This window comes from Streptomyces sp. NPDC049837 (assembly GCF_040674455.1).
GTDB lineage: Bacteria > Actinomycetota > Actinomycetes > Streptomycetales > Streptomycetaceae > Streptomyces.
This window is the reverse complement of sequence record NZ_JBFAMP010000002.1, coordinates 557,205-579,108: the sequence shown is the minus strand read 5'-3', so window position 1 is coordinate 579,108 and position 21,904 is coordinate 557,205. Positions and strand designations below refer to the sequence as shown.

Annotated in this window: 23 protein-coding genes; 15 read left to right on the top strand and 8 right to left on the bottom strand. The window is 74.4% G+C overall.

From position 1 onward, the window contains the following. Positions 1-84 precede the first annotated feature (84 nt). Genes AB0J57_RS07115 through AB0J57_RS07105 form a run of 3 tightly spaced genes read left to right on the top strand, consistent with a single transcriptional unit; the run spans position 85 to position 4,099 of the window. Positions 85-1,518 (top strand): FGGY family carbohydrate kinase, encoded by a 1,434-nt coding sequence (locus tag AB0J57_RS07115; protein WP_366127172.1) that lies wholly within the window; start codon positions 85-87, stop codon positions 1,516-1,518. Beyond that, the gene (locus AB0J57_RS07110; RefSeq protein ID WP_366126986.1) at positions 1,515-2,900 is read left to right on the top strand and encodes an FAD-dependent oxidoreductase; all 1,386 of its coding nucleotides are present in this window, start codon (positions 1,515-1,517) and stop codon (positions 2,898-2,900) included. The genes AB0J57_RS07115 and AB0J57_RS07110 overlap by 4 nt, the downstream gene beginning before the upstream one ends. Beyond that, positions 2,897-4,099: an FAD-dependent oxidoreductase gene (locus AB0J57_RS07105; protein WP_366126984.1), complete on the top strand. Its 1,203-nt coding sequence runs from the start codon at positions 2,897-2,899 to the stop codon at positions 4,097-4,099. The genes AB0J57_RS07110 and AB0J57_RS07105 overlap by 4 nt, the downstream gene beginning before the upstream one ends. Here AB0J57_RS07105 and AB0J57_RS07100 read toward each other — a convergent pair. Next, entirely contained in the window at positions 4,086-4,847 is a 762-nt protein-coding gene (locus tag AB0J57_RS07100) for a uracil-DNA glycosylase (RefSeq protein WP_366126983.1), read from the bottom strand. The two genes, AB0J57_RS07105 and AB0J57_RS07100, sit on opposite strands and share 14 nt — an antisense overlap. A gap of 64 nt (positions 4,848-4,911) precedes the next feature. Between AB0J57_RS07100 and AB0J57_RS07095 the strand changes: the two genes are divergently transcribed. Further along, the gene (locus tag AB0J57_RS07095; protein WP_366126982.1) at positions 4,912-5,391 is read left to right on the top strand and encodes an NUDIX domain-containing protein; all 480 of its coding nucleotides are present in this window, start codon (positions 4,912-4,914) and stop codon (positions 5,389-5,391) included. A 65-nt stretch (positions 5,392-5,456) separates the two neighbouring features. Further along, positions 5,457-5,714, top strand: a complete 258-nt coding sequence (locus AB0J57_RS07090) for a hypothetical protein (RefSeq protein WP_366126981.1) — start codon at positions 5,457-5,459, stop codon at positions 5,712-5,714. Positions 5,715-5,782: 68 nt separating this feature from the next. Here the strand turns inward: AB0J57_RS07090 and AB0J57_RS07085 are convergent, their stop codons facing one another. Both AB0J57_RS07085 and AB0J57_RS07080 read right to left on the bottom strand, forming a co-directional pair. Continuing rightward, entirely contained in the window at positions 5,783-6,199 is a 417-nt protein-coding gene (locus AB0J57_RS07085; RefSeq protein ID WP_366126980.1) for a cold shock domain-containing protein, read from the bottom strand. A gap of 78 nt (positions 6,200-6,277) precedes the next feature. Further along, complete coding sequence (locus AB0J57_RS07080; RefSeq protein WP_366126979.1) at positions 6,278-6,664, bottom strand: DUF4345 domain-containing protein; 387 nt, start codon at positions 6,662-6,664, stop codon at positions 6,278-6,280. A 110-nt stretch (positions 6,665-6,774) separates the two neighbouring features. Here AB0J57_RS07080 and AB0J57_RS07075 point away from each other — a divergent pair, with 110 nt between their 5' ends. Both AB0J57_RS07075 and AB0J57_RS07070 read left to right on the top strand, forming a co-directional pair. Beyond that, entirely contained in the window at positions 6,775-7,749 is a 975-nt protein-coding gene (locus tag AB0J57_RS07075) for a LysR substrate-binding domain-containing protein (protein WP_366126978.1), read from the top strand. A gap of 1 nt (position 7,750) precedes the next feature. Continuing rightward, a complete protein-coding gene (locus tag AB0J57_RS07070) occupies positions 7,751-8,251 on the top strand; it encodes a GNAT family N-acetyltransferase (RefSeq protein ID WP_366126977.1) in 501 nt (166 codons plus the stop codon). Position 8,252: 1 nt separating this feature from the next. Here the strand turns inward: AB0J57_RS07070 and AB0J57_RS07065 are convergent, their stop codons facing one another. The 3 genes from AB0J57_RS07065 to AB0J57_RS07055 form a co-directional block, all read right to left on the bottom strand. After that, complete coding sequence (locus tag AB0J57_RS07065) at positions 8,253-9,164, bottom strand: methyltransferase domain-containing protein (protein WP_366126976.1); 912 nt, start codon at positions 9,162-9,164, stop codon at positions 8,253-8,255. Then, positions 9,161-10,054, bottom strand: coding sequence for an alpha/beta fold hydrolase (locus tag AB0J57_RS07060; protein ID WP_366126975.1), 894 nt, complete (start codon positions 10,052-10,054; stop codon positions 9,161-9,163). Before AB0J57_RS07060 ends, AB0J57_RS07065 begins: the two co-directional genes overlap by 4 nt. A 151-nt stretch (positions 10,055-10,205) precedes the next feature. Beyond that, the gene (locus AB0J57_RS07055) at positions 10,206-11,894 is read right to left on the bottom strand and encodes a helix-turn-helix transcriptional regulator (protein WP_366126974.1); all 1,689 of its coding nucleotides are present in this window, start codon (positions 11,892-11,894) and stop codon (positions 10,206-10,208) included. 312 nt (positions 11,895-12,206) lie between these two features. Between AB0J57_RS07055 and AB0J57_RS07050 the strand changes: the two genes are divergently transcribed. From AB0J57_RS07050 to AB0J57_RS07035, 4 genes are read left to right on the top strand one after another with little or no spacing between them, the layout of a single operon-like run. Further along, on the top strand, positions 12,207-12,977 hold the full coding sequence (locus tag AB0J57_RS07050; protein ID WP_366127171.1) for an ABC transporter substrate-binding protein: 771 nt from the start codon (positions 12,207-12,209) through the stop codon (positions 12,975-12,977). After that, positions 12,974-13,774 carry an amino acid ABC transporter permease gene (locus tag AB0J57_RS07045; RefSeq protein ID WP_366126973.1) on the top strand — a complete coding sequence of 267 codons (801 nt, stop codon included), beginning with the start codon at positions 12,974-12,976 and terminating at the stop codon, positions 13,772-13,774. The genes AB0J57_RS07050 and AB0J57_RS07045 overlap by 4 nt, the downstream gene beginning before the upstream one ends. Before the next feature lie 15 nt (positions 13,775-13,789). Next, positions 13,790-14,581, top strand: coding sequence for an amino acid ABC transporter ATP-binding protein (locus AB0J57_RS07040; protein WP_366127170.1), 792 nt, complete (start codon positions 13,790-13,792; stop codon positions 14,579-14,581). Positions 14,582-14,625: 44 nt separating this feature from the next. Further along, complete coding sequence (locus tag AB0J57_RS07035; RefSeq protein ID WP_366126972.1) at positions 14,626-15,471, top strand: GNAT family N-acetyltransferase; 846 nt, start codon at positions 14,626-14,628, stop codon at positions 15,469-15,471. 1 nt (position 15,472) lies between these two features. Here AB0J57_RS07035 and AB0J57_RS07030 read toward each other — a convergent pair whose 3' ends face one another. After that, positions 15,473-17,413 carry an ABC transporter ATP-binding protein gene (locus tag AB0J57_RS07030; protein WP_366126970.1) on the bottom strand — a complete coding sequence of 647 codons (1,941 nt, stop codon included), beginning with the start codon at positions 17,411-17,413 and terminating at the stop codon, positions 15,473-15,475. Between the two features lie 134 nt (positions 17,414-17,547). On the opposite strand from AB0J57_RS07030, the gene AB0J57_RS07025 reads away from it, so the two are divergent. From AB0J57_RS07025 to AB0J57_RS07010, 4 genes are all read left to right on the top strand, one after another. Next, positions 17,548-19,017, top strand: coding sequence for a collagen-binding domain-containing protein (locus AB0J57_RS07025; protein WP_366126969.1), 1,470 nt, complete (start codon positions 17,548-17,550; stop codon positions 19,015-19,017). A 240-nt stretch (positions 19,018-19,257) separates the two neighbouring features. Then, a complete protein-coding gene (locus AB0J57_RS07020) occupies positions 19,258-19,887 on the top strand; it encodes a nucleotidyltransferase family protein (RefSeq protein WP_366127169.1) in 630 nt (209 codons plus the stop codon). After that, complete coding sequence (locus AB0J57_RS07015) at positions 19,884-20,138, top strand: hypothetical protein (RefSeq protein ID WP_366126968.1); 255 nt, start codon at positions 19,884-19,886, stop codon at positions 20,136-20,138. The genes AB0J57_RS07020 and AB0J57_RS07015 overlap by 4 nt, the downstream gene beginning before the upstream one ends. Beyond that, positions 20,135-20,923: a metallophosphoesterase gene (locus AB0J57_RS07010; protein WP_366126967.1), complete on the top strand. Its 789-nt coding sequence runs from the start codon at positions 20,135-20,137 to the stop codon at positions 20,921-20,923. Before AB0J57_RS07015 ends, AB0J57_RS07010 begins: the two co-directional genes overlap by 4 nt. A gap of 67 nt (positions 20,924-20,990) precedes the next feature. Here the strand turns inward: AB0J57_RS07010 and AB0J57_RS07005 are convergent, their stop codons facing one another. Then, entirely contained in the window at positions 20,991-21,800 is an 810-nt protein-coding gene (locus AB0J57_RS07005) for an SDR family oxidoreductase (protein ID WP_366126966.1), read from the bottom strand. Between the last annotated feature and the right edge of the window lie 104 nt (positions 21,801-21,904).

Sequence of the window (21,904 nt, the reverse complement as noted above, 5' to 3'; positions counted from 1 at the left end):
GATCGTGGTCCACTTTCGTGCGGGATTCGAAATGATCCGTAAACTCAAGGGAGTTGAACGGACATGAGTGGACGGGAGTGGGCGATGACGGGCCCCGTGCTGGCCGTCGATCAGGGCACGTCGGGGACCAAGGCCCTGGTGATCTGCCCGGACCGCGGAGTGATCGGCTCCGGTACGGCGCCGGTGCGCCCCCGCCACCTGCCGGGCGGCCGGGTGGAGGCCGACCCGCGCGAGCTGCTGGACTCGGTCACCGAGGCCGGGCGCTCGGCCCTGGCCGCCGCCGGGGAGCCGGTCGTGGCCGTGGGACTGGCCAACCAGGGCGAGACCGTCCTCGCCTGGGACCCGGCGAGCGGCGCACCGCTGACGGACGCGATCGTCTGGCAGGACAAGCGGGCCGAGGAGATCTGCGCCGGACTCGCCCCGCACGCCGACCGGTTGCGGAAGACCACCGGGCTCCCGCTCGACCCGTACTTCGCCGCGCCGAAGATGGCCTGGATACGCCGCCACCTGACCCGGGAGGGCGTGGTCACGACCAGCGACGCCTGGCTGGTGCGGCAACTGACCGGGGAGTTCGTCACGGACGCGGCGACGGCCGGGCGCACCCAGCTCCTCGACCTGGACCGGGTCGACTGGGCGCCGGAAGCGCTGGAGGTCTTCGGGCTGTCCGGCGAGCGGCTGCCGCGGATCGTGGACGCGGCCGGGCCGGTGGGCGTCACGGGCGCCTTCGGCGCGGAGGTTCCCCTGACGGGGCTCCTGGTCGACCAGCAGGCCGCGCTTCTCGCGCAGGGCGCCACCGAGCCGGGCGCCGCCAAGTGCACCTACGGCACGGGGGCGTTCCTGCTCGCGCAGACCGGCGACCGGCCCCGGCGCGGTGACTCGGGGCTGGTCGCTTGCGTGGCGTGGCGGCTCGGCGGGCGGACCAGCTACTGCCTGGACGGCCAGGTGTACACGGCCGCCTCCGCCGTGCGCTGGCTCACCGACCTCGGGGTGATCGGAGGGGCCGCCGACCTCGACCGGGTGGGGTCCACCGTGCCGGACGCGGGCGGCGTCACGTTCGTACCGGCGCTGGCCGGGCTCGCGGCGCCGTGGTGGCGCGGGGACGTGCGCGGGTCGCTGACCGGGCTCGGGCTGGACACGACGGCCGGGCACCTGGTGCGGGCGCTGTGCGAGGGCATCGCCGCGCAGGTGGTGGAGCTGGCGTCGGCGGCCGGGGCCGGCCTGGGCGCGCCGCTGGCGTCCCTCCGGGTCGACGGCGGACTGACCCGCTCGGCGCTGCTGATGCAGACCCAGGCCGACCTCCTCCAACTGCCCGTCGAGGTATCGGCGTTGCCGGACGCCACCGCGCTGGGCGTGGGCGCCCTCGCCCGCCTGGGCCTCGATCCGTCGCTCCCGCTGAAGGAGGCGGTCCCGCCGTGGCGGCCGTCCGCCGTGTACGAGCCGCGCGTCACGGCCGCCGAGGCCGCCGAACGCCTGGGCGCCTTCCGTACGGCGGTCGCCGCGCTGCTGGAGCCGCGGTGACTCCCCTCCCCGAGGAGCCGTACGACGTGGTGGTCGTCGGAGCCGGGGTGGTCGGCTCGGCGATCGCCCGGGAGCTGGCCCGGTTCCCGCTGCGCACCGCCCTGGTGGACGCCGCCGCCGACGTCGGCGAGGGCACGTCGAAGGCCAACACCGCGATCCTGCACACCGGTTTCGACGCCGTGCCCGGGTCGCTGGAGGCCCGGCTGGTACGGGAGGGACAGCGGCGGCTCGCCGCGTACGCCGCCGAGGCGGGCGTCCCGGTGGAACCGGTGGGCGCGCTGCTGGTCGCCTGGGACGACGAGCAGCTCGCCGCGCTGCCGGGCCTCGCGCGCAAGGCGGAGGCGAACGGCTACCAGGAGGCCCGGATCATCGGCCCCGACGAGCTGCGCGCCCGCGAACCGCACCTCGGCCCGGGCGCCCTCGGCGCGCTGGACGTGCCCGGCGAGAGCATCATCTGCCCGTGGACGACGACGCTCGCGTACGCGACCCAGGCCGTCCGCGCCGGTGTGGACCTGCACCTGAACTGCCGGGTGGAGGACGTCCGTCCGGGCCACGAGCTGGTCACGAGCCGGGGTGTGCTGCGCACCCGGTACCTGGTCAACGCGGCCGGTCTGTACGCGGACGAGCTCGACCGGCGGCTCGGACACCGCGACTTCACGGTGACGCCCCGGCGGGGCCAGCTCATCGTGTTCGACGCCTTCGCCCGCGACCTGGTCCGGCACATCCTGCTGCCGGTGCCGACCGCGCTCGGCAAGGGCGTGCTCGTCTCCCCCACCGTGCACGGCAAGGTGCTGCTCGGGCCGACCGCCGAGGACCTCGGTGACAAGACGGCGACCGGTTCGACGGCCGAGGGGCTGGTCTTCCTGCGGGAGCGGGGCCGGCGCATCCTGCCCGCGCTGCTGGAGGAGGAGGTCACGGCGGTGTACGCGGGGCTGCGGGCGGCGACCGAGGAGGACGACTACCGGATCGCCTGCCACCCGGAGCAGCGGTACGTCACGGTCGGCGGCATCCGCTCCACGGGGCTGACGGCGTCGATGGCGATCGCCACCCATGTGCTCGGGCTGCTGAGGGACGCCGGTCTGGAGCCGGGGCCCGCGCGTGAGCTTCCGCCGGTGCGGATGCCGAACCTCGGCGAGGCGTTTCCCCGCCCTTACGCGGACGCCGGGGCGATCGCCGCCGACCCGGCGTACGGGGAGATCGTCTGCGCCTGCGAGCGCGTGACGCGCGGCGAGATCCGCGACGCGCTCGCCTCGGTGATCCCGCCCGCCTCGGCGGCCGGGCTGCGGCGCCGGACGCGGGCGGGCGCCGGCCGCTGCCAGGGCGCCTTCTGCGGGGCGGCGGTACGGGCGATGTTCGAGGAGGCGCGGTGGGAGGCGCGGTGACCGGCACGCGCGCGGTGGATGTGCTCGTCGTCGGGGCGGGCCCGGCCGGGCTCGCGGCGGCCGGGCGGCTGGCCGCCCTGGGCGCGGGCACGGTGGAGGTGCTGGAGCGGGAGCCCCAGGGCGCCCGGCCCTGGGCGGACGCGGTGGTACGGGCGGTACGGGCCGGGGCGGTACGGGCCGGGGCGGTGCTCCGTACCGGCGTCACCGTCACCGGCTGGTCCGGCCCGCTGACGCTCGACACGACGAGCCCGGCCGGCCGGGAGCGGGTCACCGCTCGGGCCGTGGTCCTGGCGACGGGCGCCCGGGAACGTCCGCGCAGCGCCCGCCTGGTGCCGGGCACCCGGTCGGCCGGGGTGCTGACGACGGGCGAGCTGCTGCGGTCGGTGTACGCGTACGGGCAGGGCGTCGGCACCCGCGCGGTGGTCGTCGGGGCGGAGCCGGTCTCGTGGGAGGCGGTGCGGGCGCTGCGCCACGCGCGCGTGGAGGTGGCCGCGGTGGTCACGGAGCAGGCGTGGCGCCGGCCGGGGGCCCTCAGGGGGCGGGTGCCCGTGCTCGGCGGGACGTCGGTCGCCGAACTGCTCGGGCGCGGGCGGCTGTCGGGCGTGCGGGTGCGGCACCGGGACGGGCGGGTGGCGACCGTGGCGTGCGACACGGTGGTGTTCACCGGCGACTGGGTCCCGGAACACGAGACCGCGCGGCTGGGCGGGATCGTCATTGACCCGGGGACGCGCGGCCCGGCGGTGGACGGCGCGTTCCGGACGTCGGTGGCGGGCGTGTTCGCGGTGGGCGACGTGCTCCACGGCGGTGAGCCGGCCGGTACGGCGGTATGGGAGGGGCGGGCGGTGGCGGGGCCGGTGCTGGCGTACCTGTCGGGTGCCGTGTCCTGGCCGGTGTCCTCCGTGCCGGTGGTGGTGGCCGCGCCGCTGCGGTGGACGGTGCCGAACCGGCTGGTGCCCGACCGGCTGGTGCCCGACCGGCTGGTGCCCGACCGGCTCGCGGCGCCCGGCGGCCGGTTCCTGGTGCGGGCGGCCCGGCCCCTGGTAGGGCCGGTGGTGGTGGCGGTGAGCCAGGACGGTGTGCTGCTGCACCGGCAGCGGGTGTGGCGCACGGTCGGCCCGTACCGCTCCATGCCGCTGTCCGGCGCCTGGGCGGCGCGGGTGGCTCCGGACGGCGGGCCGGTCCGGATCAGGGTGCTCTGAGCCCGGCGGCTTCCGCCGCACGCTCCAGCACGTCCGTCAGCATGGTGGGCGTGAGGCGGCCGGTGAAGGTGTTGCGCTGGCTGACGTGGTAGCAGCCGAACAGTTCCAGGTCCGGTCCCCCGTCGGTGGCGGCCAGCGTGGTGTGCGCCCCGTGCGCGAAGGCGGGCCGGGGCCGGGGCACCGACCAGCCGGCCGCCGCCAGCGCGGGCAGGACGGCCTGCCAGCCGAAGGCGCCGAGGACGACGAGGGCGCGCACGGTGGGGCGCAGCAGGCGCAGTTCGCCGGCCAGCCAGGGGCGGCAGGTGTCGCGTTCGAGGGGGGTGGGCTTGTTGGCGGGCGGGGCGCAGTGGACGGGGGCCGTGACGCGTACTCCGTACAGGCGCAGCCCGTCGTGGAGGTCGGTGGCGTCCGGCTGGTTCGCGAGGCCGATCCGGTGCAGTGCGGCGTACAGCACGTCGCCGGAGCGGTCGCCGGTGAACATGCGGCCGGTGCGGTTGCCGCCGTGGGCGGCCGGGGCGAGGCCGACGACGAGGAGCCTGGCGTCGTCGGGGCCGAAGCCGGGTACGGGCCGGGCCCAGTAGTCCCACCCGGCGTAGGCGCGGCGTCCCTCGCGGGCCACCTGCTCCCGCCAGGCCACCAGGCGCGGGCAGGCGCGGCAGTGCGTGACCCGCTCGTCGAGTGCGGGCACGTCAGGGGCGCGGGCCGCCTCCCGTACGGGAAAATCGGGCCGCTCGGGCGCCGTGGGCATCGGTCCTCCTTCCGGGGTGTGTGTTCGACGCTAACGCGCGCGGGGCGCGGGCAGACTTTCCGGCATGACGGTGAAGCGAAGCGCGGGTCTGCTGCTGTTCCGTACCTCGGGCGGGCGCCTTGAGGTGCTGATCGCCCATATGGGCGGGCCGCTGTGGGCCTCCCGCGACGCCGGGGCGTGGTCGGTGCCGAAGGGTGAGTACGAGGCGGACGAGACGCCCGAGGCGGCCGCACGGCGCGAGTTCGTGGAGGAGCTGGGCCTGCCGGTGCCGGACGGGGAGCCGGTGCCGCTCGGTGAGACGCGCCAGGCGAGCGGCAAGATCGTCACGGTGTGGGCGGTGGAGGGCGACCTGGACCCGGCGGCGGTGGTGCCGGGGACGTTCACGACAGAGTGGCCGCGCGGCTCGGGGCGGCTGCGGGAGTTCCCGGAGGTGGACCGGGTGGCGTGGATGACGCCCGAGGAGGCGGCGCCCCGGCTCGTCTCGGCGCAGCGGGTGTTCCTGGAGCGGCTGGCGGAGTACGTGCGCGGGCGCGACGGGGGCTGATTGTCAGTGCCGTACGGAAAGGTGGACCACATGGATGGCACCAACCGGCCGACGGGGAGAGACAGATGACCACCACCCCGACCCACGCGACCGACGTGACCGAGCACGAGCGCGCCGCCGCCCAGGCGTACATACGGCTGATGGAGGCGGCCCGGGCGGTGCTCACCGACCCGGCGCTCGCCCCGATGGCGGGGGTGTATCTGTCGTCGCCCATGGCGGAGGCGGACCGGGCACTGCGCCGGGCCGGCCTGACCGGCAACGAGGCGCGGCTGCTGCGGCTGGTGTCCGCGCTCCGCTCACCGGGAGGCACGGCCATGGCTTAGGCACGGCCCGGGCATAGGCACGGCCATGGCTTGGGCGCGGCCCGCGGGTGGCGGCGTTCCGTCGGGGGTCAGCCCTCCACCCAGCCGTGCGCGCGCGCCAGTTCGGCGACGCGGGTGCGCACGCGCTTGAGCTGGGCGGTGGTCAGGGTGCCGTCGGCGTCGATGAGGGCCTCGGTCAGCTCGGCCTGGAACTCGGCGGTGGACAGTACGTCGAGCGTGTCGTCGTCCGGGTCGTCCCGCGGTACCGGCGCGGCCGCGGGCGCCGGCCGGCGGGTGGGCTGGTGGACGAGCCGGATCTCGGACGCCTTGGGGCCCTTGTCGCCCATCTCCAGGTAGAACTCGACCTCGCGGCCCGCCTGGTAGAGGTACTTGTCGTCCACCAGGTCGTTCGCGTGCATGAAGACGTCCTCGCCCCCTTCCCTGGGGACGATGAACCCGTAACCGCGGACCTCGTCGAACCGAAGGATCTTGCCCACCATCAACACAGCCGTACCTCCACGCCAACACCACTGCCGTTCCACCCGGGCGCGTGCCCGTGGGGCCCGCTCGGCTCGGCGGTGAATCTACAGCGTCGCGCGGACGCGGGAATACCAGAGCAGCATCAGCGGCGGCAGGATCAGCTCGACGCCGATGAAGGCCGTGTGCATCGCGTGCGGCGCCCCGGCGTCGAGGTACGAGACGGCGCGCGCCACTCCCCCGAGGAACACGGCGCCGAAGACGGCCCGGAGGGCGGGGGCGTGGCTCTCCGGATCCCGCGCGGCGATCGTCAGGACGATGCCGAGGGCGCACCAGATCCCGGCGAAGAAGCGGTAGTTGCTGTCGACGGTGGTGCTGACGTCGGGGCTCCCGGGCAGCAGCGAGGGACCGACGACGATCTCCAGCGCGCCGGTGACCAGGACGAACAGCGCGAGCAGGACGAGCACCGACCGGAAGGCGCGACGTGACGACATGACGGCTCCTCATTTCTCACCGTGTGGCGGTCTCCATGGTCGGCCGCGGCAGGCCCCGCCGGGAAGCGCGCAATGATGCGGCTCCAGGGCTGATTGATACCGTTCAGGGTATGAACGGCGAGCCGGGGAGCGGGCCCGATCCGAGCGTGCACCAACTGCGGCTGTTGCTGGTGCTGGCCGAGGAGCTGCACTTCGGCCGGGCGGCCGCGCGCCTCTACATCAGCCAGCCGGCGTTCAGCCGCCAGATCCGCAGGCTGGAGGACCACCTGGGACTCGTCCTCCTGGAACGCTCCACCCGGCGCGTGCGGCTCACCGCCGCCGGGGAGGCGCTGCTGCCCCGCGTCCGGGCCATGGTGGAGGCCGCGGACCGGCTGCGGGAGGCGGTGCGGGCGCAGGCCGGGACGCTCGCGGGGCGGTTGGTCCTCGGCTGCTACATCACCGCCCTCCCCGTCATCACCACGCTGGCCGAGCGGCTGCGCGAGCGTCACCCCGGCCTGGACGTGGTGCTTCGGGAGGTGGATTTCGTCGAGCAGACCACCGCGCTGCTGGAGGGCCGGGTGGACGCCGTCCTGGCGTACGCTCCCATGCCGCCCGGTGTCCAGACGCTTCCGCTGGCGACCGAGCGGCAGGTGGTCTGCCTGTGGGAGGGCCATCCGCTGGCCGGCCGGACGTCCGTGTCGCTCGCGGAGCTGGCCGGCCTGCCCGTGGTCGGCTCGTCGCCGCGGGTGGCCCGGGTGTGGCGGGACTTCTGGGCGGCGGACCCGCGTCCGGACGGGACGCCGGTCACGTACACCGCGCATGAGGCCACGACGTTCGAGGCCGGCATATCGGCGGTGAGCCGGGGGCTGGGCATCCGGTTCGTGTCGGCCAGTTGCCGCGAGCTGTTCCCCCGGCCGGGCATCCGCTACGTCGACGTGCCGGACGCGCCGGTGTGCACGGCGGTGCTCGCCTGGTCATCCGCACGCCGCGACACACCGGAGGTCGCCGCGCTGCGCCGCGTGGTGGGCGGCATGGTGGGGATGGGAGGGACCCACCCGAACCCTCGCTGGTGGCACACCGAGCACACCGAGTCCGAAGGGGATTGACATGCCGATGATGCGCCGCGCGCGCGTGTCCGACCATCGCACGCTCGTCGAGTGCGTGCACAGGTGGTGGGGCGATTCGCGTACGCCCGCCGAGGCCCGTGAGCTGTCCCTGCTGCTGCCGAGGCTGTTCCTCCAGTTCTTCGCGGGTACGAGCCTGGTCGCGGAGGACAGTACGGGGGTCAAGGCGTTCCTGGTCGGTCTGCACTCCGCCGACAACGAGGAGGACGCCTACATCCACTTCGTGGGGGTCGATCCCGCGCTGCGCGGGCGGGGCCTGGGCCGTGGCCTGTACACGGCGTTCTTCGAGCGTGCCGCCGAGGCGGGGCGGCGGGAGGTGCGGGCGGTGACGTCCCCGGGCAACGCCGGGTCGATCGCGTTCCACCGGGCGCTGGGCTTCGCCCTGGTGCCGGGTGACGACGAGGTCGACGGCGTGCCGGTGCACCGCGACTACGACGGGCCGGGGCAGGACCGGGTCTGCTTCCGCAAGCGGACCGGGGCGTGAGCTACGGGGAGCGCGGGCGGGCCCGGGCGGTGTGGCCCGGGGCCGTGTCATCGCGCCCGAGCGGCGTCCCTTGGGGCGTGCCCGTGGCGACGTTCATCGTGGTGTGCAGGACGGCGCCCGGGGCACCGCCCGAGCGTTCGCGGAACATGCCCTCCAGGATCTGGCGGACCTCCGCGGTCCGGGCCTCGGTGAGGCCGGCGATCCACTGCGCGCCGAGAGGGTGGCTGCTGCGGATGGTGTCCAGCAGTTCCGTGGCGGAGGCGAAGGCCATGTCCATGACGGCCTGACGGACGGTCACGTCGGCGAGCCCCGCCTCGCGCAGCACGGCCGCGAGGCGTTTCGGGTCCGTGAGCCGGAATGGCAGCGGCGGCGGGTCCGCCGGCAGGCCGGCGAAGCCGGGGACGGCGGCCCGCAGGGCGCCCACCGTCCACGCGATGAACTCGGCCTTCCGCGGCGGGCCGAACGCCGCGACCAGCACGGTGCCGCCCGGGCGGGTGACCCGGGCCATCTCGGCGATGCCGCGCCCCAGGTCCGGGAAGAGCGACACGCCGTTGAGCGACGCGGACACGTCGAAGGTGTCGTCGTCCAGGTCCAGGTGCTCGCCGTCCATGACGAGCGCGCGGACGTCTTCCAGGCCCTCGGCGCGGGCGCGGGCGGCGAGCCGCTCCACCATCGCCGGCGCGATGTCGACGGCGACGACCCGGGCGCCCCGGCGCGCCGCGGGCAGCGCCAGGGCGCCGCTGCCCGCCGCCACGTCCAGGAAGCGGGTGCCGGGGCCGATGGCGGTCCCGGCCAGGACCTGTTCACCGAACCGCATGGTGTGCGGCGTGGTGTAGCGGTCGAACCCGGGAGCCAGGGTGTCCCAGGCGGTGCGGATCCGGTCCGTGCCGGGGGGTCTGGTGGGGGTGGTCATGACCGGGTCCTTCCGTGCGGGGCGCGGAGGGCGGTGCGCAGGGCCGCCACCAGGGCGTCGGGGCGTTCGAGGTGGGGGTCGGCGCCGCAGTCGTCGATGACGTGCAGTGGCCAGCCGTGCCGGGCGGCGGCGCCCTCGCCGTACCGAAGCCTCGCCTCGGGGTCCTGGCGGCCCCAGACGAGGGCCGTGGGGGCGGGGATGGCGGCGAGGTCGGCCGGGGGGATCACGCGGAGCGCGAACTCCTTCATGAGCATGCGTCCCGCGGCCCTGACGCCGGGGGTGCGGGCACGGTCGAGCGCGTAGTCGGCGATGCCGTCCCAGCGCTCGCCGAAGTCGCCGCGTACGCCGTCGAAGTCGACCATGCAGCGTCCGAGCATCCGGTCCCGGGTCCGCTCGGTGGTGCGCATCTGGAATGCGGCCATGCTGACCGCGAAGCGCGGGGCCGGGCGGAACGGGCCCAGGCCGAAGGCGTCGACCAGGACCAGCGCGGCGACCCGGTCGCCGTGCTCGGCGGCGAAGCGGGCGGCGACGGCGCCGCCCAGGTTGTGGCCGACCAGGACGGGCGGGGCGGCGCAGGTGGCCGCGACGAGCTCGGCCAGCCACTCCACGACGCGGCCCGCGGTGAGGGTGACGTCGCCGGGGACCTCGGAGGCGCCCTGGCCGGGCAGGTCGGGGACGATCAGCGTCCAGGACGACGCCAGGTCCGGGATCACCCCGATCCACCCGAGGGCGGACTGCCCGATGCCGTGGAGGAGGACCATCGGGGGTCCGCTGCCGCCCTCCAGTACGGCGGTGGGGACGCCGGCCAGGTCACGGTGGTGCTCGGTGAGCGGGATCTCCGCGAGGAGTCGCCGCCGGGCCTCGGCGCCCACGGTGGATGTGCGGTTCATCGCCGCCTCCTCTCCTCGGGTCCGCGGTCTTCTTCCGGGGCTGTTCCGCGGACCTATGGGGAGTGTGGCGGCGGCGGGGTCGCCGGCGCATCGGGGGAAATGCGCATCTCGGCCGCCGCGCCCGGTGTGGGTGGAACGACCCACACCCGCGTCAGGCCAGGTCGTGTTCGTACGCGTACGCCGTGGCCGCCGCGCGCGAGCCGACGTCCAGCTTGCGGAACATGTTGTTCAGGTGGCGGGCGACGGTCTTCTCGCTGATGACGAGCGCGGCCGCGATCTCGCGGTTGGTGGCGCCCGCCGCGACGAGCTTCAGCACCTCCGCCTCGCGCGGTGTGAGCCCGCCGGGCAGCCGGTGGGCCGCGGCGCGCCGGGACAGCCGGTCCACGCGGGCGATCTGCGGGGCGGCCCCGAGCCGCTCGAACACGGCGCGGGCGGCGTCCAGTTCCATCTCGGCCGAGTCGTCGTCGCCGAGCGCCCGGTAGGCCTGGGCCATCAGCACGCGCACGCGTGCCATCTCGTACGGGACCTCCAGCTCCTGCCAGGCCGCCCAGGCGCCGCGCAGCGCCTCCCCGGCGCCCTCGGGGTCTCCCCCGGCGAGCAGGACGGCGCCTCGGGCACCGGCCGCGACCGCGCGCAGGTAGGGCGCGGCCAGGTCGTCCGCCGCGCCGGAGAGTGCGCGGGCGGCGTCGCGGGCGGCGTCGGTGTCGCCCGCCGCGAGGGCGATCTCGGCGTAGGCGGCCAGGACGCGGGAGCGCCGCACGGGGTCGTGCTCGGTCTCGGCCGCGACCCTGCGGACGGCGGCCAGGGCTTCGTCGGTACGGCCCTGGGCCAGCCGCAGCAGGGCGAGCCCGGGCTGCGGCGGGTGTCCCCACCGGTCGGCCTCGCGGTACGCCTCCTCGGCGCGGCCGAAGGCGCCGCGCAGGCGCAGCAGTTCGGCGCGCTGGTAGTGGGCCATGCCCGCGGCGGGGTCGCCGGCCGGGGTGTCCATACGGGCGCAGGCCTGCTGCGCCTCGGCCAGGGCGTCGGCCCACTCGCCGTGGAGCTGCATGATCTCGGAGCGGTGGACCAGGCACTGCCCGCGGTACGGCCTGAGGCCGGGCTGGGAGGCGCACCAGCGGCTGAGCGCGGCGGTCCACTCGGCGGCGCGGTGGACGTCGAAGGTGTCCCGGCACGCGATGATCACGGCGCAGTAGACGATGCCGGCGGTGATCGGGGAGACCTCTCCGGCGGTGACGGCGACCATCGCCTCGTCGAGCAGTTCCCGGCCACGCACGACGTCCCCGCCGCCGATGAGCGCCTGCCCCTGGCCGAGGCGGCCGAGGGCGAGGAGGTCGGGGTCGCCGAACCGGTCGGCGATCCGGGCCGCCTCGGCGAACGTCGCGCGCGCCGCCTCGTGGTCGCCGGCTCCCATCGCACGGAGACCGGCGGGCACGAGCAGATAGCCGCGTTCCACGTGGTCACCGCCCGCGTCGTCCAGGAAGCGGGCGGCGCGGGCGAACCAGCCTCCGGCGCGCTCGTGGTGCCCGTACCGGGCGAGGGTGAGGCCGAGCCAGAAGGCGCAGCGTGCGGCGGGGCCGGTCGCGCCCGCCTCGCCCAGCGCGAGGTGGGCCCGCTCCCAGAGCTCCACGGCCCGGTCCTCCCGGCCGGTCAGGTAGGCGGCGCGGGCGAGCAGGTCCAGGTCGGGCGCCTGGAGCGGTTCCCGCGCGTCGGCGGCCGCGAGGCGGTCGTACGCCTCCGCCCAGGCACGTCGCCGGAACGCGTCCCGGCCCTCGCCCAGGGGCTCTCCGGCCGTGGCGGTGCCTTCCGCCGCCGCCCGCTGTGCCGCCGCCCGCTCCGCCATGGCACTGCTCCGCCCTGTTGGTCGGCGGGGTTCCTCTTCCTCCACCGTACGAGCGGCCGGCCGGCGCCGCAGGACGGCCCCGCGCCGGCCACCGCCCAGGCGGTGCCCGGGTCGGCTGCGGCGATCTCCGCGACGGGGCGCGCTCCGTGTCATACGATCACGCCCGGCGGCTGCGTCATCCGGCGTCACCCCCGGCGTCACCCCTAGGCCGCCCCGCGCTCATGGAGGTCAACCGTGACGAGGACTGCCGGCGGCAAGCGACACGCCCACCACACCCGAACCGTCTTCACCGCCTGCGCGACCGCGGCCGGGCTGCTGCTCACCGCCACCGGGTGCGGGAACGGCGACGAGGGGCCCGGCGAGGCGGCGGGCGGGGTGCCCGTGGTCGAGAAGGGCAAGCTGACGACCTGCACCCACCTGCCGTACCCGCCCTTCCAGTTCGAGCAGGACGGCAAGATCGTCGGCTTCGACGTGGCGCTGATCGACCTGGTGGCGAAGGACCTCAAGGTCGAACAGAAGATCCTCGACACGCCGTTCGAGAACTTCAAGACCGGTGCGTTCCTCAACTCCGGCGAGTGCGACCTGGCCGCCGCCGGGATGACGATCACCGAGGACCGCAAGAAGAACGTCGACTTCTCCGTCCCCTACTTCGACGCCACCCAGGCCCTGCTGGCGAGCAAGAAGAGCGGTGTCACCACCCTCGCCGAGGTCAAGGCGAAGAAGCTGAAGCTCGGCGCGCAGGCCGAGACCACCGGGGAGAGCTACGCCAAGTCCCAGGGCTTCGACCCGGTGGCTTTCGAGAGCTCCGACGCCGTGCTCAACGGCCTGCGCACCGGCCAGGTCGACGCCGTCGTCATCGACTACCCGGTCGTGCAGGGCTGGCTCAAGGACAAGGCCAACGCCGACGCCTTCGCGCTCGGGCAGAACATCGAGACCGGTGAGCAGTACGGCTTCTCGGTGAAGAAGGGCAACGACAAGCTCCGTGCCGCGATCGACAGGGCGATCAAGGACGCCAAGGCCGACGGCACGTACAACAAGCTCTACGAGCAGTGGATCGGCCCGCTGCCCAAGGGCCTGTCGTGACCTCACGGCTGACCAGGCGGCAGCGGCGGCGGATCTCCCAGGGCGTCCAGTACGCGGTCTTCGTCGCCGTCGTCGTCCTGATCGCCGTCCTGGCCGACTGGGACCGCCTCCAGAACCAGTTCGCGCAGGCGGACCTGGCCGAGCGGCTCTTCCCCGAGATCATCACCACCGCGCTGCGCAACACGGTGGTGTACACCGTCTCCGGGTTCGCCTTCGGCCTCGTCCTGGGCCTGGTCATCGCCCTGATGCGGCTGTCGTCGGTGGCGCCCTACCGGTGGGCCGCGAGCGTCTACATCGAGATCTTCCGGGGCCTGCCCGCCCTGCTGATCTTCATCTTCGTCGGGGTCGCCGTGCCGCTGGCGTTCCCCGGTACGGAGATCCCCGGCGGTACGTACGGCAAGGTCGCCCTCGGCCTCGGGCTGGTGGCCGCCGCGTACATGGCGGAGACGATCCGGGCGGGCATCCAGGCCGTGCCGAAGGGCCAGATGGAGGCGGCGCGTTCGCTGGGCTTCTCGCACGCCCGGGCGATGGTGTCGGTGATCATCCCGCAGGCGTTCCGGATCATCATCCCGCCGCTCACCAACGAGCTGGTGCTGCTGTTCAAGGACTCGTCGCTGGTGCTGTTCCTCGGGGTGACACTGGAGGAACGGGAGCTGACCAAGTTCGGCCGGGACCTGGCCAGTCAGACCGCCAACTCCACGCCCATCCTCGTCGCCGGCCTGTGCTACCTGCTGGTGACGATTCCGCTGAGCTTCGTGGTGCGCCACCTGGAGTCCCGCGCCGCCAGGGCCAAGTGAGGACGCCCGATGACGATGACGACGACGACGACACGGAACGAGATCGAGATCCGGGGGCTGTACAAGTCCTTCGGTGACAACGAGGTGCTGCGCGGCATCGACCTGGAGGTCGCCACCGGCGAGGTGGTGTGCGTCATCGGGCCGTCCGGCTCCGGCAAGTCGACGCTGCTGCGGTGCGTGAACCTGCTGGAGGAGCCGACCAAGGGGCAGGTCTTCGTGGGCGGTACGGAGGTCACGGACCTGGACGTCGACATCGACGCCGTACGCCGCCGGATCGGCATGGTGTTCCAGCAGTTCAACCTCTTCCCGCACGTGACCGTGACCGAGAACCTCACGCTGCCGCAGCGGCGGGTGCTGGGGCGCGCCAAGGAGCAGGCGGCGAAGGTGGCCCGGGAGAACCTGGAGCGCGTCGGTCTGGCCGACAAGGCGGACGCCTATCCGGCGCAGTTGTCGGGCGGGCAGCAGCAGCGGGTGGCGATCGCGCGGGCGCTGGCGATGGGCCCGGAGGTGATGCTGTTCGACGAGCCGACGTCGGCGCTCGACCCGGAGCTGGTCGGCGACGTGCTGGCGGTGATGCGGATGCTGGCGGCGGAGGGCATGACGATGATGGTCGTCACGCACGAGATGAGCTTCGCCCGGGAGGTGGCCGACCGGGTGGTGTTCATGGACGACGGCCGGATCGTCGAGGAGGGCCCTGCCGCCCAGGTCGTGGGCGACCCCCGGCACGAACGGACCCGCCACTTCCTGACCCGCATCCTCGACCCTGCCGCCGCCGAACCGCCCGGACCGGAGAACGGCAGGGCGTAGACGTAGCGTACGGCTGCCACGTACAACTGCTGGGAGGAGACCCCTTGTTACCCCTGAATGTGTCGCGGGCGACGCCCGAGGAATGGTCGCTCGTGTGCGAGTGGGCCGCGGCGGAGGGCTGGAACCCCGGCCTCACGGACGGGCCGAGCTTCTTCGCGCAGGACCCCGAAGGGTTCTTCCTGGGCAGGCTCGACGGCGAGAGCGAGCCGGTGTCGGCCATCTCGGTCGTCAACTACAGCGACGCGTACGCCTTTCTGGGCTTCTACCTGGTACGCCCCGACCAGCGCGGCCACGGTCACGGGCTGGCCACCTGGAAGGCGGCGCTGGCCCACGCCGGGGACCGCACGGTCGGCCTCGACGGGGTCCCGGCGCAGCAGGACAACTACCGCCGCTCGGGCTTCGAACCGGCCCACCGCACGGCGCGGTACGTGGGAGCGGTGGCGGGACGCACCCCGGACGCGGGTGTGGTGCCGGCCGCCGAGGTGGGGCTCGCCGCGCTCGCCGCGTACGACAGCGGCTGCTACCCGGCCGACCGGCCCCGGTTCCTGGAGCGGTGGCTGGGCGCGCCCGGCCACCGGGCGCTCGCCCGGGTCGTGGACGGGAGGGTGAGGGGGTACGGGGTGATCCGCCCGGCGCGCGAGGAGTCCCGGGTCGGCCCGCTGTTCGCGGACACGCCGGCCGACGCGGAGGTGCTGCTGGACGCGCTCGCGGACGGCTTCGGGCCGGGCAGGATCGCCGTGGACGTACCGGAGTCGAACACCGCCGCCGTGCGGATGGCCGAGGCCCGCGGCCTGGTGCCGACGTTCCGTACGGCGCGCATGTACACGGGGCCGGTCCGTCCGTTCGCGCGGGAGCGGGTCTTCGGCATCACCACCCTGGAGCTGGGGTGACTCACGGCGCCGTGCCGTACTGGTCGGCCTGGAGCAGGTACATGCGCCGGTAGCGGGAGCCGGGCCGGTCCATCAGCTCCCGGTGGGAGCCCGACTCGACGAGTCTGCCCTCGTGGAGGACGTGGATGACGTCGGCGGACTGGATGCCGGCCATCCGGTGGCTGACGAGCACGACGGTCCTGCCCTCGGCGGCCAGTGCGCGGATGCGCCGGAACGATTCGATCTCCGCCTCGGGGTCCAGGGCGGAGGTCGGCTCGTCGGCGATGACGAGGTTCGCCCGGCGGTAGCGTAAGCGGGCCTGGCCGACGGTCTGCCACTGGCCGCCGGACAGTTCGGAGCCGTGCCGGAACTGGCGGGCCAGCAGGGTGTCGTAGCCGCGCGGCAGCGTGGCACCGAGTCTGTCGGCGCCCGAGTACGCGGCGGCACGCTCGACGCGGCCCTCCTGCGGGGCCGCGTCGGGCTGCCCGATGCGGATGTTGGTGCCGAGGGTGAACGGCCAGCGCTGGAAGTCCTGGTCGAGGACGGCGACATGGCGGAAGACGTCGAGCCGGTCCGCCTCGGCGAGGTCGGTGTCGCCCCACATGACACGGCCGTCGCCGGGCCGGTGGAGGCCGGCGAGGATCTTCACGAGGGTGGACTTGCCCGATCCGTTCGCTCCGACCAGGGCGACGACCGAGCCGGCGGCGATGGTCAGGGACACGCCGCACAGGGCGGGTTCCTCACGGTCGGGGTAGCGGAAGGTGACGTTCTCGAAGGTGATCTTCTCGGGGAAGTCCGGTACGGGTGTGCCGCCGGCGGGGATGGCCCGGACGTCGGCCGCCGCCGTGAAGCGGTCGAGGTCCCGGACGTACAGGGACTCCTCGTGCAGGGTGTTGATCTGGGTGATCAGGGCGCTGAGGCTGGCCGAGCCGGTGCGTACGGCGAGGGCGGCGGTGCCGGCCATGGCGATGTCCATGCGGCCGGTGAGCAGCAGGACGCCGAGGGCGGCGTACGTGAGGAGTGCGGCGGCGCCGGACATGGCGGCGGCGATCAGCTCGGTGACGGCACGTCCGTCGGCGAGCCGGGTCTGCTCGGCCTCGGAGGTCTCGGCCATGTCGTGGAACTTGTCCAGGAGGTAGCGGCCGACCTGGTGGACGCGGACCTCCTGGGCCGACTCGCGGCTGGTGATGAGGTTGTTGACGAGGCGGGCGGCCCGTTCGTGCTCGATCCAGTTCATCCGGGAGGCGTAGCGGCGCTGCGCCACGTGCATGGCGCCCCAGCCGCGTGGCAGGGCGATCAGCACCAGCAGCGGCAGCAGCGCGGGGTGCAGCACGGTGAGGACGCCGGCGGCGGCGACGATGGTGAACAGGCCGTTGAGGGCGCCCACGCAGGCGCCGATCATGTTGCGGGCGGCCAGGGCGCCGAACTGGGCGGAGTCCAGGAGTTTGCGGAAGGCCCCGTCCTCGATGGCCTCCAGCTCCACCCCGGCTGCGCGGTGGAGGTACTTCTCGGTGGCGAGCCGTTCGACCTTGGGTTCCAGGCGGCCGGTGCCGGCCGTGGACAGGGCCGCGAGGACCGCGTTGACCACGGCGAGCACGCCGGCGGCGACGAGGGCGGGCAGGGCGGCGCGGAGGCGTTCGGCGGTGGTGCCGGTGGCGAAGAGGGCCTGGAGGACCTGGTTCGTCAGGAGCAGGCCCATGGCCTGGGCGATGCCCTGGCCGATCTCGGTGAGGCCGACGGTGAGCAGGGCGCGCCGGTCGGACTCCCAGGCGAGCCGGATGGTGCTGCCGAGGAGGCGGGGCAGGGCGCGCACGGCGGCCAGGGGCTTCAGGTCGAGGAGGGCGTACTCGTGCTTGACCCAGCCGAAGTCGTAGCGCAGGGCGCCGCCGAAGAGCTCGCGTTCGCTGTCGGAGACGGGGGGCTCGGCCCTCCAGGCGCGTCGGAACAGCTTCTTGTCACGCACGGTTCCACCCCCGGCTGCCGCGGCACCATTGCCGTCGCAGCAACCGCTCCCCCACCGCCGGCCGGGTGAAATGTCACCCTATGGGATGGGCGCGTCGCGGCCGGCACGGGTCGGATGATCCTATTTTCTCCGCTATGCGAATGACTGGGCTGGCCGTGATTCCGGCGGTGGTGTGCGGGCTGTGCGCGGCGAGTCCCCCGGCCGCGGTGCCGGTGCCCGGGTCCCCGGCGCCGGTGCCCGGGTCCGCGGTGCCCGGGTCGCACGAGGCACCGGCCGTGAGCGGCAACCCCATGGCCGCGAACAAGGGGTTCGGCGTCGTGACACGGCGGGACGCGCTGCTCGGCGGTACGAGCAGCGAGAGCGCCGTCGCCGTGGGCGGCGACCTCGCCCTCGGGTCGCGGTACACCATCGCGCCCCGCGCGGCGGACGGCTTCCGGGCCGCCGGGGACGCGCGGCCCACCGGGCTCCTGGTCGACGGCGCGGTCGACTTCTCCGGCAGCGCGGCGGACGGGGTCCTGCGGGTGACCGGCGACCGGTACGTCAAGGTCGGCGACCTCTCGCGCAGCGCCACGCGGGCCACCGGCATGGACGGCACGCCCGTCAAGACCCGGCTGGTCCCGGCCGGCGCGGGCTACGGCACGACGCCGCGCGTCGAGCTGACCACCGCGCAGCCGCCCTCATCGGTGGGGCCCGCGCGGGGCCTGGTCGACTTCGGCACGCTCTTCGCGGGCCACCGGCAGCGCGCCGACGCCCTGGCCCGCTGCCGGGGCACGGTGACGCCGCCCGCCGGCGCGGTCTCCTCCGACGGCACGGTGCGGGTCCGGCTCACCGACCGCCGTACGAACGTGCTGCGGCTGACCGGTGCGCAGTTGGCCCGCGTCCGGGTGCTGGCGTTCGAGAACCGGCCGGCGGCGGCGCGGCCGCTCGTGATCGTGGTCGACACGACCGCCGAGGGCGGCGAACTGTCCTGGCGCACGCCGACGATGACGGGCATCGGCCGCGCGGACGCGCCGTACGTCCTGTGGACCTTCGCCGACGCCACGGACCTCACCCTCACCGCCGGCGACACCTTGCGGGGCTCCCTCTACGCACCCCGCGCGGAGCTGAATGACGGCAGCCCCGCCGGCATCGAGGGCGACCTCGTGGTCCGCGCCCTCAAGGCGGGCCCCCTCGCGGGCGCCATCCACAGCGCCCCCTTCGCGGCGGAACCGGCGTGCGACGCCCCGGCACTCCGGCAGGGCGCGCCAGGACCGGAACGGGAAGGGGAACGGGAGCGGGAGCCGCTGCCGGAACGGGAGCCGGTGCCGGAACGGGAGCCGGTGCCGGACACGGAGGCGGAGACAGACGCGGACACGGAGCCGCTCGCGGAGCCGGAGCCCGCCGACGCGGAGGCGGACGCGGACGCGGAGGCGGAAGCGGAACCCGTCACGGACGCCCGGCCGCCCACCGAGCCCGAGCCCGAGCCCGCCCCGCCCGGCGAGATGGCGGACACGGGCACCCGGCCGAAGCTGTGGCTCCTGGGCACCGGCGCCGCCCTGCTCGTCGCCACCGGCACGGTCCTGACCAGGGCGTCCCGCCGCAAGGACAAGGACCCCTGCGAGTGATCCGGAGGCGAACCGAGCCATAAAAGGCACAGCCCCGGGTACCCGAACCGCCTCCCAGAGGCCGATGAGGAGGGCGGAGCACCCGTGAGGAACCACTCGCAAGACGCCTCCCAGCCGGGCGCGCCCAGCGGGCCCGCCGAGCCGGCCGAGCCGTTCGGGCCGTCCGGGCCGTCCGGGCTGCGCCTGGCCGGGGGCAGAGCCGTGGAGGGCGAGCCCGACGGCGCGCTGCTCGGCGTGCCCATGGGCGGCGGGGCACCGGCCGGCGGCGCGGGCCGCCCCGAGAACAGCCTTCCTCCGGACCGTACGCAGGCCATCCTGGAGGCCACCAAGCAGGTGGCCGCGCTGCTCAAGAGCAAGGGGCACCCGTTCGCCCTGGCCGGCAGTGTGGCGGCGTACGCGCACGGCGTCCCGCAGAGCCTCCAGCACGACACCGACTTCGCCATCCTGCGCGAGGACGCGGAGGTGATCACCCAGGACCTGGAGGCCGCCGGTATCCCGGTCCGGGTGCCGCCGGAGGACTGGCTGATCAAGGCGAGGGCCCACGGCGAGGAAATCGACCTGATCTTCGAGCTGGCGCGGCACCCGGTGACGCGTGAGCTGCTGGACCGGGCCCACACGCTGCCGGTGGACTCGGTGCGGATGCCGGTGCTGTCGCCGACCGATCTGGTGGGCAGTCTGCTGGCCGCCTTCTCGGAGCACCACTGCGACTTCGGCGCCGTGCTGCCGATCGCCCGCACACTGCGGGAGAAGATCGACTGGGATCTGCTGCGCCGGGAGAACGAAGGCTCTCCGATGCCCGAGGCGTTCCTGTACCTGCTGGAGCGTCTGAACGTGATCGAACCACGCGAACCACGGGAGGCAACGCCATGAGCGCCGCCGACACCGCCGAGTACCGCATCGCCCATCTGCGGGACCGGCTGGCGAGCGAGGACATCGCCGAACTCGGCATCAGGATCGAGCAGCGCGGTACGAGCGTGATGCTGTACGGCACCGTCGCCAGCGCCGAGTGCCGGTCCGAGATCCTGCGTATCGCTCAGGAGGAACTGGCCGGGCTGCCGCTGCGCGAGGACCTGGTCGTCGTCTGCGCGGACGCCCCCGACCACCCCGAGGAGCTGTCGTGATCCGAGTAGCAGCGGTCGGTGACATCCATCTGGGCCCGGGCAGCGCGGGCACCCTGCGGCCGGCCTTCGAGCAACTGCACGAGCAGGCGGATCTGCTGCTGCTGGCCGGGGACCTGACGCGGCACGGCACCGCCGAGGAGGGCGAGGTCGTGGCCGCCGAGGTGGCCGGGCTGGGGGTGCCGGTCGTCGCCGTCCTGGGCAACCACGACTACCAGAGCGACCAGGAGGCGGAGGTGACCGCGGCGCTCGACCGGGCGGGGGTGACCGTCCTGGAGGGCGAGGGCACGGTGCTGAACATCGACGGCGTGCACGTGGGGGTCGCCGGGACGAAGGGGTTCGGCGGTGGTTTCGCCGGGCGCAGTGGCGGTGAGTTCGGCGAGCCGGAGATGAAGGACTTCATCCGCTACACCCGGCGCTGCGCGGACGGGCTGCGGCAGTCCCTGCACATGCTGCGGGAGGCCAACTGCCCGGTGCGGATCGCGCTGACGCACTACGCGCCCGTGCCGGACACGCTCGCGGGCGAGCCGCTGGAGATCTATCCGTTCCTGGGCAGCTACCTGCTGGCCGAGGCGGTCGACGAGGGCGGCGCCGACCTCGCCGTACACGGTCACGCGCACCATGGCACGGAGCACGGCATGACCAGTGACGGGGTACGGGTCCGCAATGTCGCCCAGCCGGTGATCGGCCGTGCCTTCGCGGTCTACCACCTGCCCGTGCACGCCGGGAGCGCCGCGGTGGGTGACGGCGGCGTGAAGACGGAGGCCGACACGGTGGGGGCCCACTAGGGCCGCGGCCGGCGACCGGCGAGGGCCCCGCTCCGGCAGCTCCGGGCGGGGCCCTCCGCATGCGCGTTCAGGGGCGGCGCCAGGCATCGCTCTCCAGGTGGGAGCCGGCCTGCGGCCCCATCCGCAGCATGCCGCCGTCCACCACCCACGAGGCGCCGGTGACGTACGAGGCGTCCTCCCCGGCCAGGAAGGCGATGACGGCGGCGACCTCACGCGCATCGCCGGGCCGCCCCAGCGGCACGCCCGGCCGGGGCTGCTTGCGTACGTCCTCGTCCTCCTGGCCCGTCATCGGGGTGGCGATCTCGCCCGGCGCCACGGCGTTGACGGTGATGCCGTACTCGGCCAGCTCCAGCGCCATGACCTGGGTGAGCAGGCCGAGTCCGCCCTTGGCCGCGCAGTAGGGCGCCGCTCCGACGCGCGGCTGGTGCTCGTGCACGGACGTGACGTTGACGATCCGTCCGCCCTCGCCCTGCTCGATCATGCGGCGCGCGGCGGTCTGGGAGCACAGGAACGGTCCGATCAGGTCGACGTCGAGCACGTCCCGCACGGTCTGGTACGCCATGTCGAGGAAGGGCGTGGCGGTTCCCGTGCCGGCGTTGTTCACCAGGACGTCGATGCGGCCGAGTTCGCGGGCCAGTTCGTCGACGACTCCGGCGGCTTCCGGCAGCTTCGTCAGGTCCAGCCGCGCGACGGCGGCGCGGCGCCCGTGGCCGCGTACCTCCTCGGCGGTCCGGTGCGCGCCGTCCTCGTCGGTGTGCCAGGTGATGCCGACGTCCATGCCCTGTGCGGCCAGCCGGACGGCGGTGGCGCGGCCGATGCCGGAGTCGGAGCCGGTGACGACGGCGACCGGGGTGCCCCGGTTCACGGGCGGGTTCATCGTGCCTCCTCGGCAAGGGGATCGCGGACTTTGGCGGTACCACGTCACGGGTGAGGCAAAACGGCGTCCGAGGGGTTCCTGGGGCTGAAGTGTGGTGAGTGGCT